We start from the raw sequence: 12,731 nt of genomic DNA, 5'->3' as shown, positions 1-12,731 counted from the left end.
GGAACCCGGATGGCAGCCAGGAACCAAGGGAAAGACCGGGGAATGAAGCATATCGACGTCGCGGTGATTGCTGCCACGCTGTGGCTGCTGGCGTCGATGGTGCTGGACATCCTGACGCCGAAGTCGCTCACCGCGCTGATGATCGCCGCCGCGCTTGCGCCGCCGTTCCTGATCGGGATCGGCATCCATTTCGCACGTGAATATTTCAAGGCGAGGCGGCGCAGCTACCCGCCGCCGCAGTTGGACGAACACTTCAAGAACTGAGCGGGGCAGGGCTGCGGAAGGGCTGCGCGTGCTGCATTGAACTGCGCAGATGGCTTGCTAAGCTTGCGCCATGACCGAGCATCTCCCCGATACGATCAGCCGCCTCTACACCGACCCTGGCGAATATGTCGACAGCGACCATCCCGCCATCGAGGCGTTCGCCCGCGCCGCCGTTCCGTCTGACGCCAGCGCGCGCGACAAGGCGCGCCGGCTCTACACCGCGGTGCGCGACGGCATCCGCTACAACCCCTATGTCAGCATGCGCTCGCCCGAGAGCTACCGGGCCTCCAGCGTGCTCGCCGCCGGCAACGGCTACTGCGTCGGCAAGGCGGCGCTCTATGCCGCGGCCTGCCGGGTCCACGGCATCCCGGCGCGTATCGGCTTTGCCGATGTGCGCAACCATCTCACCACCGAGAAGCTGCGCCAGAGCATGGGTTCGGACCTGTTCACCTGGCACGGCTTCACCGAAGTGTTCGTCGATGGCGCTTGGCGCAAGGCGACCCCGACCTTCAACGACACGCTGTGCGCCAAGCTCGGCGTCAAGCCGCTCGATTTCGACGGCCACGCCGACGCGCTGCTGCATCCCTTCGACGGCGAAGGGCGCGCCTACATGCAGTATGTCAACGACCACGGCAGCTATCACGACGTCCCCGCCAAATTCCTGATGCGCGAGATGGCGCGCGAATACGCCAACATGCAGGGCGAGGATCTCGCCGGCCGCGACATGGAGCGCGAAGCGGCCGAGCAGTAGCGGACGTGCGAGCTTATCGCGCCGGCTGAGGGGGCGGTGTCATGGATGCGGAGCTGCCGAAAGCGCAGGTCAGCCGCCCCGCCAAAGGCTGGGAGGACGCGGTCGCGCTGACCGGCTTCATCCTGGTCGCGGTCGGGCAAGCCTCCAACCAGGTTCTGGCGCGCGGGCTTGCCGGCTCGGTGCCGCCGTTCTCACTCGCCTTCTTCCGCTGGAGCATCATCGCCATCGGCCTCGCGCCGTTTGCGATCGCAGCGATCCGCGACGGCAAGATCCCGCTGGCGCAGAACCTCTGGCCGATCCTCGCCGCCGGCTTCCTCGGCATGTTCCTGTGCGGCGGCCCGGTCTACATCGCCGGCATCACGACCACGGCGATCCACATCGCGCTGATCTTCGCGCTGTCGCCGATCATGGTGCTGCTGATCTCGGCGGCGCTCGGCATCGAGCATATCGGTCCGCTGCAATGGCTCGGTACGGCGCTGGCGCTCGGCGGTGCGCTCTTGATCGTCTCGGGCGGTCATCTGGAAACGCTGACGCAATCGAGCGCGGCCTGGGGCGATCTCCTGGTGGTGTGCGCGATGCTCGGCTGGTCCGGCTACACGCTGCTGCAGTCGCGCGTCGCGCCGCGCGCCTCGCTGCTGGCGCGGGTCAGCCTGTTCTCGGCGGCCGGCGCGCTGTGCTCGCTGCCGCCGGCGCTCCAGGAGATGTGGGCCACCCCGGCGGAGGTGTTCAACACCCGGGCGTTCGAGGCCTATGTCTTCGCCGGCCTCGTGCCCGGCCTGATCGCCTATGCGGGCTTCGCCTGGCTCGGCGCCAGATTCGGCTCGGTGCGGAGCTCGCTGGTGCTCTACGTCGCACCGATCGCGAGCGCGCTGCTGTCCTGGATCATCCTCGGCGAGCCGCCGAAGCTGATCCATCTGGTCGGCGGTCTTTTGATCCTCGGCGGCGTCTGGGCGAGCCTGCGCAAATAGATCCAGTTCCTTCCCAAGGTGCAACCTTTTCCGGCCTCGTGCGTTGAATCCGGCGTTGATTCAAGAGCTTAGTCGGAGGTCGCATGAATCTTACTCCCCAGCAGCGCAAGGACCGTGATGCGCAGCGTCAGCAAGATGCATCGCAGGCGATGAAGGAGCATCGCGCCAACGAGAAGGCGTTCTACGACAACTTCCAGCGCCTCAAGGCCGAGCGGCAGGCGCGCGAAGCCGCGGAGTCACGGAAGGCGAAATCCGCTTCGAAATAAGCGCTTGGAGTCACACCCACCAATCCGGATGGCCCGGATCTGATCGACCGAGAAGGAGCGGAAGCGAGGGGGCGAGCACGGCGCAAACAAGCTCGCCCCGAAGACGAGAAATCTCCAGGCTTATGGAGGACGTCAGATGTACTTTGCCGATCAGAAAACGGTCACCTGCAAATGCGGTGAGCCCTTGAGCGAATTGATGCTCGTCGACGACCAGACAACCGGAATCAAGTTTCACGTCGGTCGTTGCCCGTCATGCCATGAAGTGACGGTTGTTCGATCCCAGGACATGCCATCGAACGACAATGCCTGACGCGGACGGTCCTCTCGCGAGTGGGAGGACCGGGCCTTTGGTTTCAGATTTTTCGATTGCGACCGGTGAGCGACAGGCCGGCTGACGCATCGTTCGCGGCACACCAGAAAAAGAGCAGGGCGCGACCGGCATCACCACGGTCGCGCCCTACGTCGCCGGTCAATGGGGCAGGGGGAATAACCGGCTCTTCCAATGACTCGCACACCCCCTGAGTCGTTCCGCACAAGCGAAAATATTTTCGTACACGGTTAAGTGATGGCCGGACGCGAGAACCCCGCGGGTTTCGTTCGCGTTGTGTCCGGGATCGCCAAGGGATCGTCGAGCGAATTTCCATGGGGCGAGGGACATCACCATGTCAAAGATTCAGATGGGAATTTTCGCTGCGCTGGCGGCTGGGCTGACGCTTGGCGCCGTCCAGCTGGCATCTGGCCACGATCTCATCGGCCGCCAGCAGGTCACCACCGCACTGGCGCCGGAGAGCGCCGTCAATCGCGCCGCCAAGACCGACCGTGCCACGGTTCCAGTCACCGGCCTGCCGAGCCGGACCGTTGCGCTGAAGGTCGAGCGGCTTCCCGATACGTCGGTGCTGGTCCGCGTCCCCGTGGCCAAGGAAGAGGCGCGCCATCGCCCCGCAGTGCCGGCTCGGGCACGGCCCGGCGACACCCGCAAGGTGGCCTGCGAGCCCGTGGTCAGCGTGCTGACCGAAGTGGCCAAGCTGTTGCAGCCCGGTCGCTGCGTGACCTGAGTAGGTGTCATCGCCCGGCTTGTTTGTCCGGGCGAGCCGATAGGGCGCGGCGTACCGGATCGCCGTCGCGGGCGATGACGGCGGAGCTTGGTAGCTGGCCCGGTAGCCTACTTCTCCTCCTCGTCCGCCTCGCCGCTGCTGGCGGCGCTGCGGCTTGCCATCAGCCCGAGTGCGAGGCCGCCGATCGCCAGGATCGGGATCAGCCGCTTCACGCCGATGGCCCGCACGATCTGCAGGCCGGTGGCGACCACCACCGGATCGGCGAACACATTGGCCGCGGCGGCCTTTGCCGCCTTCTCGGCGCGGCGGCGCATCTCGCGCTTGCGCACGATGTAGACGCTGGCGGCGATCAGCGTGACGACAAGGAACAGCGCGGCGCCGGCGAGGCACGCTTCCACCGGCCCGTAATGCCGCAGCACGTAGACGAAGGCGGCCGCGCAAAGAAAGGCGATGGTGATGAACAGCGCGATCGCGGCGGCCGCGGCCAGCGACGTCAGCCGCAGCGCGTTGCCGGTGGAATCCTTGACGTCATTGATCAGCCGCTGAAGCATCGACCAGCCCTGCCCTGAACCTTGCCTTGAATCTTGCCTTGAACCTTGCCTTGAAAAGCGCATCGACAAACGCGGCGGCGGCGCGCCAGCGCCGCCATCGCATCCAGAGGGGTGGTTTCCGCGTGATCGCCACTATGGGGCTCATCCCCCGGAGACCGCAGATTGCCTAGCGGCGCCAGGTGACGCCGATCAGGAAGCCAAGACCGAGCGCAAGGCCGACCGTCGCCAGCGGCCGCTGGGTGATCATATCTTCCAGCGATTCCTCGATCGAGGATGCGGCATCCTGCGCCGCGCCCATCATCGCGCTGCCGCGCTCCGACATGTCGTCGAGTGTATCTTCCGCACTGGCGGGCGCATCCTTGTAGCGGCGGCGGGCCTGCTTGCCCGCGTTGTTGGCAAACGAGTTCAGCGCGTCGGTGATCTGTTCGGTGAGGGCGGCGATATCGTTCTTCACGGCGGTGACATCCTTTTCAAGGCGTTCGTAGGTCGCTTTGTCCGTCATGTTCTTGATCCCAAATGCGCTGTCCGTGCTCGACATCGAAAAGCTCCCGGAGAACTTGCGTGCTGGAACAAAAACGCGCCGCGCGGTGCATGGTTCCAGCCGTGAAACCGGGCTTTCAAACGGTGCCGGCCTCGCTTGAGAACGCCTTGCTACTCCTCCGGCAGCTGCGGCGAATCGACCGGCATCAAATGCTCCTTGACGATCAGTGCCACGATCAGGAGCGGCGACGACAGGAAGGCGCCCATCGGGCCCCATAGCCAGGTCCAGAACGCCAGCGCCAGGAAGACTGCCAGCGCGTTCAGCGACAGCCTGCGGCCGACGATCGTCGGCGTGACGAAATGTCCTTCCATGAAGGTCACAACCGCAAAACACGCCGGCGCGATCAGCCCGGCGCCGATGGTCGGCGAGGCGATGATGCCGACCGCGACCAGCACGACGAACATCGCAATCGGCCCGATGATCGGAACGAAGTTCAGCGTCGCGGCGAGCGCTCCGAGCCCGGCCGGGTTTGGCATGCCCGTTGCCGCGCAGATCGCGCCGGTGATGATGCCGACGCCGACATTGATCATGGTCACCATCAGGAGATAATTGCCGAGATGGGTCTCGACCTCGTTGAGGATGCGCAGCGTACGCAGCCGCGCCGTGCGTTCGCTGAATGCCATCACCAGTGCGCGGCGCAGATCCTTCCAGCTTGCGATGAACAGGATCAGGGTCGCGATGAACAGCAGGAATTCGGCGAAGGTCGGCGACAGGAATTCCAGCGTCGGCTGCACCCATTCGAATTTCGGCAGTTGGAGCGTGGCCAGCGTATCGGAGCCGCCGACCATGGTCTGCAATTCCTGCCACAGCGCGAGCGGCCGGTCGAACACGTGCAGCTTCTCCTTCAGGATCGCGCCGAGCTCGGGCAGCCGCGAGCTCCACTCCATCACCGGCGAGGCAATCAGCCCGACCATGAAGCTGACGGCGGCGCCGACCGCGATCACGATGACGACCGCGCCGAGTGCGCGCGGAATCCGATACCGTTCGAGCATGCCCGCCGCCGGCGACAGCATGGTGCCGACGATGAAGGCCATGGTGATCGGGAGGAAGAAGGCGCGTGCGAAATAGAGCACCGCGACGATGACGATAACCAGCAGGGCCATCAATGCGAAAGCGACGGCCTCGGCGCGGCTGACCACCGGCGGCAGTTCGATCTTGCTGTCGGGGACTGGCGTGCCTTCGGGCGCTTTGCCAAGCAGGTCTTCACTTGGAAAGGCGCGCACCGAACTCCTCCCGCGTGAGGACGAACAAGCCCGTCGCGTGGTCGCCCCGCGCGTCGAATGGCGCGATGACAACGGGCCGCTCCCCGGAAAGTTCCGTCGCGCGTTCGTGAGACGTGACGGGTTGACAATCGCGGCTTCGCGACGATTCGCGGCGGAACCGACTCGCGACCATCCGCGTTGGCCGGGCATCGCATCACCACGATGCGCATCCCGTCCAGGGGCAGCACATGACACAGCAGTCTGTTTCCAGCCGCCGGCTTGCGTCGCGCGCCGCGCGCACCCTTGCCCTCGCCAGCGTCCTGTTTGCGACGCCGTTTGTCGTCACCACGTCGGCCAGCGCCCAGGTCCGTTCTTCCGCGCTCGGCTATGCGTCGACGCAGCCGGGCGCATTTCCCGCCGACGAGGTGATGAACGACCCCTCGAGTGGGACCGGCGAGGACGGCGCGCTGCCGGAGCGGCTGCGCCGGACCACCGTCGCGCTCAACACGACCGAGGCGCCCGGTACCATCATCATCGATACCGGCAACACCGCGCTCTATTACGTGCTCGGCGGCGGCCGGGCGATCCGCTACGGCGTCGGCGTCGGCCGCGAGGGGTTCACCTGGGCCGGCACACAGACCATCAGCCGCAAGGCCGAATGGCCGGACTGGCATCCGCCGGCCGAGATGATCAGGCGCCAGCCCTATCTGCCGCGCTTCATGGCCGGCGGCCCGGGCAACCCGCTCGGTGCGCGCGCGATGTATCTCGGCTCGAGCGAATACCGCATCCACGGCACCAACGATCCCTCGACGATCGGCAAGTTCGTCTCGTCCGGTTGCATCCGCCTGACCAATGAAGACGTTTCCGACCTGTTCAGCCGGGTCGATGTCGGCACCAGGGTCGTGGTGCTGCCGAAGAACGCGCCGCACCTCGCCGCGCGCGAGATCGGCCCGACCACGACGCAGATCTCGGTCCGGCCGGCCGCGGTGCGGCCGCGCCCCGCGGTGACGACGCTGCCGTCCGGGCGTCAAGCAATGAACATCCCGCCGGCTTCCTCGTTGTACTGACGATCGATGTTGTACTGAGGGCCGGTGATGGTGACGCGATACTCCAGGCGGTGGGCGTTCGGGACCGCGGCAGTGCTTGGCCTGTCCCTTGCGCCTGCGGCGCAAGCCCAGGATTTCTTCTCGCAACTGTTCGGCGGCTTGATGCAGGGCCGCCCGCCGATGATTCGGATGCCGTTCGACGATGGCCCGCCTATGATGCCGCGGGTCGAGCGCCGTCCGCGCTATGACGTCGGCCAGGCCTATTGCGTGCGGACCTGCGACGGCCGCTATTTCCCGCTTGCTGCGACCGGCAACCAGAGCAAGGCGGAAAGCTGCAACAGCTTCTGTCCGGCGAGCGCGACCGAAGTGGTCTATGGCGGCAATATCGACAACGCTGCGACGGAAGACGGCAAGCCGTATTCCGAGCTGCCGAACGCGTTCCGCTATCGCGACGAGCTGGTCTCGGGCTGCACCTGCAACGGCAAGGACTCTGTCGGCCTCGCCGCGGTGAAAATCGAGGACGATCCGACCTTGCGCAAGGGCGACATTGTCGCCGGCAAGGACGGGCTGATGTCGGTGAGCCGTCCGGACCGGCGCGGCGCGCAGCTCAACTTCACGCCGGCGCCGGATCGCATCCGCGCCAAATATGGCCGGCCGGCAGTGGTGGCGCGCGAGTAGCGTCGATCACACCTCGGCGGCCGCTTTGTTCCTGGCGCGGAACCGGCCTGCCTCCCGCACGTTAGCAAAGGGCGAACAGCACATTCACCGATGCCATCAGGGGGCTCCGCATGCTCGTCGGCGTACTCGTCACCTTCCTTGTCGTTATTCTCGTTCTTTATCTCATCAACATGCTGCCGCTCGACGGCCGCGCCAAGCAGATCGCGCGCGCCGTCGTCATCATCATCGGCATCATCTCGCTGCTGAAGTATCTGGCGGTGTTCTAGATCCGTCATTGCAAGGAGCGAAGCGCAACCATGCTCATCGTCGTCCCTGCCTGGTGCGCAATTGCGCACTAGGCAAGGACGACAATGGCGGCGGTCGTGATTCAAGCTGTCAAACAGCTTCTCGGTGTCGTCACCCGCGCATGCATGAGCGGGGGGTGACACGGCGAGGGCGTCTGCACGATTTCGGGATAATGGAAATGTAGAGCTGATTTGCCCGACGAGTCAAGTTGTCGTGTCGAACAGTTGTCGTGTCGAACGTCGCCGTATCCGCCGGCACCTTTGCATGGGGTTGTTTTCGATAATTTGGCAGTGCGCCCTTGCGACGGCAGGTGATCGCGTCCGGCTCTTCCCGGCGTTACTTGCGGCGCCAACAAAAAAGCCCCGGCTTATCGCCGGGGCTTTTGCTTGTCGTTGCGATCGCTTGCAGATCAGCCCGCGGCCTTGGCCTCGCGGCGGCGCGCGGTGAGGATGTATTCGGTATAGCCGTTCGGCTGCGTGCGGCCCTCAAAGATCAGGTCGCAGGCGGCCTTGAAGGCGGTGCCATCGAACGCGGGCGCCATCGGCTTGTAGAGCGAATCGCCGGCGTTCTGCTTGTCGACGACGACAGCCATGCGCTTCAGCGACTCCATCACCTGGTCCCTGGTGATGACGCCCTGATGCAGCCAGTTCGCGAGGTGCTGGCTCGAGATGCGCAGCGTGGCGCGGTCTTCCATCAGGCCGACATCGTGGATGTCGGGCACCTTGGAGCAGCCGACGCCCTGGTCGATCCAGCGCACGACGTAGCCCAGGATGCCCTGGCAGTTGTTGTCGATCTCCTGCTTCACATCGTCGGGCGCCCAGTTCGACTGCGACACCGGAATGGTGAGGATGTCGGAGAGCTTGGCACGCGGCCCACCCTTGGCGAGCTCCTGCTGCCGGGCGATCACGTTGACCTGGTGATAGTGCAGCGCGTGCAGCGTCGCCGCGGTCGGCGACGGCACCCACGCGGTGGTGGCGCCGGCCTGCGGATGGCCGATCTTCTGCGTCAGCATGTCGGCCATCTTGTCGGGCGCGGCCCACATGCCCTTGCCGATCTGGGCATGGCCGGGCAGGCCGTCGATCAGGCCGTTGTCGACGTTCCAGTCCTCATAGGCCTTGATCCACGGCTGCGCCTTCATGTCGTTCTTGCGGATCATCGGACCCGCTTCCATCGAGGTGTGGATCTCGTCGCCGGTACGGTCGAGGAAGCCGGTGTTGATGAACATGATGCGCTTGGAGGCGCGCTGGATGCAGGCCTTGAGGTTGACCGTGGTGCGGCGCTCCTCGTCCATGATGCCGACCTTCAGCGTGTTCTCCGGCAGGCCCAGCATCTTCTCGACCTCGGCGAACAGGTCGCAGGTCAGCGTCACCTCGTCGGGGCCGTGCATCTTCGGCTTGACGATATAGGCCGAGCCGGTGCGGCTGTTCTTGACCTTGGAATTGCCCTTGAGGTCGTGGATCGCGAGCAGGCCGGCGACCGCGGCATCCAGGATGCCTTCCGGAATCTCTTCGCCCTTGGCGTCGAGCACGGCGTCGGTGAACATGTGGTGGCCGACATTGCGCATCAACAGCAGGCTGCGGCCGTGCAGCTTCAGCTCGCTGCCGTCGGGCTTCTTGTAGACGCGGTCGGCATTGAGCGAGCGGGTCAGCGTCTTGCCGCCCTTCTCGAAATCGGCCGACAGCGTGCCGTTCATCAGGCCGAGCGTGTTGCGATAGACCAGCACCTTGTCCTCGGCGTCAACGGCGGCGACCGAGTCCTCCATGTCGAGAATGGTGGAGACCGCCGATTCCAGGATCATGTCGGCGACGCCGGCCGGGTCATCCTTGCCGATCACGTTGTTGCGGTCGATCTTGACCTCGACATGCATGCCGTTGTTGACGAGCAGGATCGCGGAAGGCTGGGCGGCGTCGCCCTGATAGCCGGCGAACTGGGCGGCATTCTTCAGCGCGGTCGAGTTGCCGCTCTTCAGCTTGACCGAGAGCTGGCCCGCGATCACGGCGTAGGAGGTAACGTCGGTGTGGCTTCCGGTCGCGAGCGGCACGGCGGCATCGAGGAACGCCTTCGCCTTCGCGATCACCTTGTCGCCGCGGGCCTTGTTGTAGCCACGGCCAGCCTCGCTCGGATCGTGCGGGATCGCGTCGGTGCCGTAGAACGCGTCGTACAGCGAACCCCAGCGCGCGTTGGCGGCGTTCAGCGCGTAGCGGGCGTTGGTGAGCGGCACCACCAGCTGCGGGCCGCAGATCTTGCCGATTTCCTCATCGACATTTGATGTCTCGACCTTGTGGGTCGCGGGCTCGGGCAGCAGGTAGCCGATGTCCTTGAGGAACGCGGTGTAGGCGTTGATGTCGAACGCCTTGCCCCTCTTGGCGCGATGCCAGTCGTCGATCTTGGCCTGCAGCGTGTCGCGGTACGCGAGCAACTCGCGGTTCTTCGGTCCGAGCTTCTGGATGATGGCGGCAAGTCCGGCCCAGAACGCATCCGGGGCGATCCCGGTTTTCGGCGTCGCCTCCTTGGCGATGAAATCGAACAGGACAGGGGCGATCTTCAATCCATGGGCATCGACACGAGTCATGATGGGCTTTCTCAAAGAAATGGGGCGTTTAGGAGCTGTTTTCGAGAGAAATCAGCAAAAAACGCGCCAAAGGGCCGCGTTCACGGCCCTTTTAGCCCTAAAGTCCCGGTTCTGAGAAGGCCCCCTTTCCGGCCCCACGCTACACCGTCACCCGGGCGGCGACCCCGAATTTTCCAAACGCCAGGGTCCGCGCCCGGAAAGGCCCGTCAGGGCGCCCTGGTGCGTACCTTGCTGGCGATGAGCAATGCAGCGAGCACCAGGGGAATTGCGCCCGCTACGAACACAGCGGCTGCGCCCATCAGATCAAGCACCAGCCCGCCGCCGGCCGCGCCCATGGTGATGCCGAGGAAGATCGACGCCACGGTCAGTCCGGTCCCGCTCTCGGTCTCGTCGGGCACCATGCGGGTGATCCATGTCGTGGTCGCGACCGGTACGCCGCTGAAGGCGAAGCCCCAGAGTGCGACCAGCACCAGAGCCGGAATGACGTCCTTGCCAAAGACCGAGAGCAACAGACCGATCACGCTGATCGCCAGCGGCATCGCGATCAGCGTGAGCTTGAGTTTGCGCTCGGCCATCAGCCCGCTCGCGAACGAGCCGAGGTAGTTCGCGACGCCGAAGGCAAGCAAGGTCGCCGCAACTCCGGCGGCGCCCAGCCCGGTCACGCTCTCGAGGAATGGACGGATATAGCCGAAATAGCCGAAGTGTCCGGTGAAGACCAACGTTGCCGCCAAGATGCCGGCGCCGATCCCCGGCCGTGTCAGGATGTCGATCAGGGTGTCGAGCCCGGCTTCTCCCCTTGGAGCCAAACGCGGCAGAGCAAGTGCCTGGATGACGAATACCGCTGCGCCCAATGCCGTCGCGAGCAGGAACACGGAGCGCCAGCTCGCCACCTCGCCGAGATAGCTGCCGAGCGGAACGGCAATGATCATCGCGGCGGGAATGCCGCTCATCACGATCGACAAGGCCCGGGCAACCAGCGACGGCGGTACCAGCCTGATCGTCGTCGCTGCCGCCATCGCCCAAAACCCGCCGATGGCAAGGCCGAGCACGATCCGCGCCGCCAGCAGGAACGTGATGCTCGGCGCCAGCGCCACCAGCAGATTGGAGATCACCAGGAGAATCGAAAAGCTGAGCAGCACCGGCTTTCGATTGAACCTGCGCGTCAGTGTCGGCGTGAACAATGCTCCGACCAGCCCGGCCAGCGAGGTCGCGGTCACGGCCTGACCGGCGAGGCCCGGACTCACACCGAGATCGCGCGCCATCGGCGTCAACAGACCGGACGGCAGGAACTCGGCCGTCAGAAGTGCGGTGACGCCCAGCATCATGGCCGCGACGGCGCCCCAGGCGGGCCTTTCCGGTGAGGCCGGCTTGTCACCAACCTTGAGCGCGGCGTCGCCCGGCATCAGCGCAACGGCATCGGCGTGCGCCAGAGCGGGGTCCACTTCTTGATCCATTGGCCGAACCTTCCATCTATGTTGCACCGCCGCAGACATAGGCTGGAGGTTTTGGACGATCTATGCCATAAACGCTCCAATGTTTGATCATTCGTCCAGATCGTCCACCGCCGATACGACCGACGCCGCCGTCGATCTGGTGAGCGAGTTGCTGCTCGGCATGCGGCTTGAGGGCGTTCACTACCGTCGGGTCGAGACGCGGGCGCCCTTCGGGTTTCGGTTCGAAACGCCGTACGGGCGCGCGCAATTCCACTTCGTTGCACATGGCACGGCACTTCTGCGCTACGCCGATGCGACGCTGCTTCCCCTTGGATGCGGTGACGCGATTTTCCTGCCGCGCGGCGGCGCGCATGATCTTGTCTCGGCCCCGGATGAGCCGAGTTGCGACGTCGAGCGTTTCAAGACCGAGACGCTATGCGGCAATGTCGATGTGACATCGGCCTGCCCTGAAGGATGCCCGCAGGACGAGTCGGTCCTGGTCTTCAGCGCCTGCATGAATTTCGATCTTGGCGGCATGCGCCCGCTGATCGCGCTGATGCCGGAAGTGATGCGGGCCGACACCTTGCTTGCGCGCCAGCCGGAAATCGAACCGATGCTGAAGGCCATGGAGCGGGAGACCTGCACGCCGCGGGCCGGCTCCGTCGGCGTGATGGCGCGGCTCGCCGATGTGCTCGCCGCGTCGATCGTGCGTGGCTGGGTCGAATGCGGCGGCGATAACGCCATGGGCTGGTTCGAGGCCTTGCGTGATCCGCGTCTCGGCCGCGCGATCGGCGCGCTGCATCGCGAGCCCGGCCGCAACTGGACTGTTGCTGAATTGGCGGCGGAGGCGGGTTGCTCGCGTTCGCTGTTCGCCGAGCGCTTCCAGGCCATGACCGGGCAATCGCCGCTGCGCTATCTTGCCGAGCTGCGCATGCGTCTCGCGACACAGTGGATCAAGCATGAACGCCAGCCGGTCGATGTGATCGCGCAGCGGCTTGGCTATGCGTCACAGGCGGCGTTCAGCCGCGCGTTCAAGCGTGTCACCGGGCAATCGCCGGGGATGGTACGGCACGGGACCGAAAGCCGCGCGGCGGAATAGGCCTCAATACCGCCGTCATG

At 65.3% G+C, this 12,731-nt stretch carries 15 protein-coding genes; 10 read left to right on the top strand and 5 right to left on the bottom strand.

The genetic code is table 11. From position 1 onward, the window contains the following. Positions 1 to 42 precede the first annotated feature (42 nt). From ACVIYL_RS04440 to ACVIYL_RS04415, 6 genes are all read left to right on the top strand, one after another. Entirely contained in the window at positions 43 to 264 is a 222-nt protein-coding gene (locus ACVIYL_RS04440; protein ID WP_057016139.1) for a hypothetical protein, read from the top strand. Between the two features lie 70 nt (positions 265 to 334). Next, on the top strand, positions 335 to 1,015 hold the full coding sequence (locus ACVIYL_RS04435) for a transglutaminase-like domain-containing protein (protein WP_456777847.1): 681 nt from the start codon (positions 335 to 337) through the stop codon (positions 1,013 to 1,015). A gap of 41 nt (positions 1,016 to 1,056) precedes the next feature. After that, positions 1,057 to 1,983, top strand: coding sequence for a DMT family transporter (locus ACVIYL_RS04430; RefSeq protein ID WP_253604681.1), 927 nt, complete (start codon positions 1,057 to 1,059; stop codon positions 1,981 to 1,983). Positions 1,984 to 2,066: 83 nt separating this feature from the next. Continuing rightward, positions 2,067 to 2,249 carry a hypothetical protein gene (locus tag ACVIYL_RS04425; RefSeq protein WP_028334711.1) on the top strand — a complete coding sequence of 61 codons (183 nt, stop codon included), beginning with the start codon at positions 2,067 to 2,069 and terminating at the stop codon, positions 2,247 to 2,249. A gap of 136 nt (positions 2,250 to 2,385) precedes the next feature. Then, positions 2,386 to 2,559, top strand: coding sequence for a hypothetical protein (locus ACVIYL_RS04420; RefSeq protein WP_310883139.1), 174 nt, complete (start codon positions 2,386 to 2,388; stop codon positions 2,557 to 2,559). 352 nt (positions 2,560 to 2,911) lie between these two features. After that, the gene (locus ACVIYL_RS04415; protein ID WP_092086566.1) at positions 2,912 to 3,304 is read left to right on the top strand and encodes a hypothetical protein; all 393 of its coding nucleotides are present in this window, start codon (positions 2,912 to 2,914) and stop codon (positions 3,302 to 3,304) included. A gap of 107 nt (positions 3,305 to 3,411) precedes the next feature. On the opposite strand, the gene ACVIYL_RS04410 is transcribed toward ACVIYL_RS04415, so the two are convergent. The 3 genes from ACVIYL_RS04410 to ACVIYL_RS04400 all read right to left on the bottom strand — a co-directional run bounded on the left by ACVIYL_RS04410 (position 3,412) and on the right by ACVIYL_RS04400 (position 5,619). Continuing rightward, positions 3,412 to 3,855 (bottom strand): hypothetical protein, encoded by a 444-nt coding sequence (locus ACVIYL_RS04410; RefSeq protein WP_456777846.1) that lies wholly within the window; start codon positions 3,853 to 3,855, stop codon positions 3,412 to 3,414. A 166-nt stretch (positions 3,856 to 4,021) separates the two neighbouring features. Then, the gene (locus ACVIYL_RS04405) at positions 4,022 to 4,393 is read right to left on the bottom strand and encodes a DUF883 family protein (RefSeq protein WP_456777845.1); all 372 of its coding nucleotides are present in this window, start codon (positions 4,391 to 4,393) and stop codon (positions 4,022 to 4,024) included. A 113-nt stretch (positions 4,394 to 4,506) separates the two neighbouring features. Further along, complete coding sequence (locus ACVIYL_RS04400) at positions 4,507 to 5,619, bottom strand: AI-2E family transporter (protein ID WP_456777844.1); 1,113 nt, start codon at positions 5,617 to 5,619, stop codon at positions 4,507 to 4,509. A 227-nt stretch (positions 5,620 to 5,846) separates the two neighbouring features. Here ACVIYL_RS04400 and ACVIYL_RS04395 point away from each other — a divergent pair, with 227 nt between their 5' ends. The 3 genes from ACVIYL_RS04395 (at position 5,847) to ACVIYL_RS04385 (ending at position 7,588) form a co-directional block, all read left to right on the top strand. After that, complete coding sequence (locus tag ACVIYL_RS04395; protein ID WP_456777843.1) at positions 5,847 to 6,665, top strand: L,D-transpeptidase; 819 nt, start codon at positions 5,847 to 5,849, stop codon at positions 6,663 to 6,665. Positions 6,666 to 6,692: 27 nt separating this feature from the next. Further along, positions 6,693 to 7,322: a DUF2865 domain-containing protein gene (locus ACVIYL_RS04390; RefSeq protein WP_225645131.1), complete on the top strand. Its 630-nt coding sequence runs from the start codon at positions 6,693 to 6,695 to the stop codon at positions 7,320 to 7,322. 110 nt (positions 7,323 to 7,432) lie between these two features. Then, positions 7,433 to 7,588: a Thivi_2564 family membrane protein gene (locus tag ACVIYL_RS04385; protein WP_085970696.1), complete on the top strand. Its 156-nt coding sequence runs from the start codon at positions 7,433 to 7,435 to the stop codon at positions 7,586 to 7,588. Between the two features lie 428 nt (positions 7,589 to 8,016). Here ACVIYL_RS04385 and ACVIYL_RS04380 read toward each other — a convergent pair whose 3' ends face one another. Further along, on the bottom strand, positions 8,017 to 10,179 hold the full coding sequence (locus ACVIYL_RS04380; protein ID WP_456777842.1) for a malate synthase G: 2,163 nt from the start codon (positions 10,177 to 10,179) through the stop codon (positions 8,017 to 8,019). Between the two features lie 206 nt (positions 10,180 to 10,385). Beyond that, on the bottom strand, positions 10,386 to 11,633 hold the full coding sequence (locus tag ACVIYL_RS04375; RefSeq protein ID WP_253604669.1) for an MFS transporter: 1,248 nt from the start codon (positions 11,631 to 11,633) through the stop codon (positions 10,386 to 10,388). 79 nt (positions 11,634 to 11,712) lie between these two features. On the opposite strand from ACVIYL_RS04375, the gene ACVIYL_RS04370 reads away from it, so the two are divergent. Then, positions 11,713 to 12,711: an AraC family transcriptional regulator gene (locus tag ACVIYL_RS04370; protein ID WP_456777841.1), complete on the top strand. Its 999-nt coding sequence runs from the start codon at positions 11,713 to 11,715 to the stop codon at positions 12,709 to 12,711. Positions 12,712 to 12,731 lie beyond the last annotated feature (20 nt).

This window comes from Bradyrhizobium sp. USDA 3315 (assembly GCF_054056795.1).
The sequence above is the reverse complement of the archived record's forward strand: the minus strand, read 5'-3'. Positions and strand labels throughout refer to the sequence as shown.

Bases quoted from the DNA above. Each gene is read 5' to 3' on its own strand.
- ACVIYL_RS04430 (WP_253604681.1), top strand. From the start codon at position 1,057: ATGGATGCGGAGCTGCCGAAAGCGCAGGTCAGCCGCCCCGCCAAAGGC.
- ACVIYL_RS04435 (WP_456777847.1), top strand. From the start codon at position 335: ATGACCGAGCATCTCCCCGATACGATCAGCCGCCTCTACACCGACCCT.
- ACVIYL_RS04425 (WP_028334711.1), top strand. From the start codon at position 2,067: ATGAATCTTACTCCCCAGCAGCGCAAGGACCGTGATGCGCAGCGTCAG.
- ACVIYL_RS04385 (WP_085970696.1), top strand. From the start codon at position 7,433: ATGCTCGTCGGCGTACTCGTCACCTTCCTTGTCGTTATTCTCGTTCTT.
- ACVIYL_RS04375 (WP_253604669.1), bottom strand. From the start codon at position 11,633: ATGGATCAAGAAGTGGACCCCGCTCTGGCGCACGCCGATGCCGTTGCG.
- ACVIYL_RS04390 (WP_225645131.1), top strand. From the start codon at position 6,693: ATGGTGACGCGATACTCCAGGCGGTGGGCGTTCGGGACCGCGGCAGTG.
- ACVIYL_RS04405 (WP_456777845.1), bottom strand. From the start codon at position 4,393: ATGTCGAGCACGGACAGCGCATTTGGGATCAAGAACATGACGGACAAA.
- ACVIYL_RS04440 (WP_057016139.1), top strand. From the start codon at position 43: ATGAAGCATATCGACGTCGCGGTGATTGCTGCCACGCTGTGGCTGCTG.
- ACVIYL_RS04370 (WP_456777841.1), top strand. From the start codon at position 11,713: ATGTTTGATCATTCGTCCAGATCGTCCACCGCCGATACGACCGACGCC.
- ACVIYL_RS04395 (WP_456777843.1), top strand. From the start codon at position 5,847: ATGACACAGCAGTCTGTTTCCAGCCGCCGGCTTGCGTCGCGCGCCGCG.
- ACVIYL_RS04380 (WP_456777842.1), bottom strand. From the start codon at position 10,179: ATGACTCGTGTCGATGCCCATGGATTGAAGATCGCCCCTGTCCTGTTC.
- ACVIYL_RS04415 (WP_092086566.1), top strand. From the start codon at position 2,912: ATGTCAAAGATTCAGATGGGAATTTTCGCTGCGCTGGCGGCTGGGCTG.
- ACVIYL_RS04410 (WP_456777846.1), bottom strand. From the start codon at position 3,855: ATGCTTCAGCGGCTGATCAATGACGTCAAGGATTCCACCGGCAACGCG.
- ACVIYL_RS04420 (WP_310883139.1), top strand. From the start codon at position 2,386: ATGTACTTTGCCGATCAGAAAACGGTCACCTGCAAATGCGGTGAGCCC.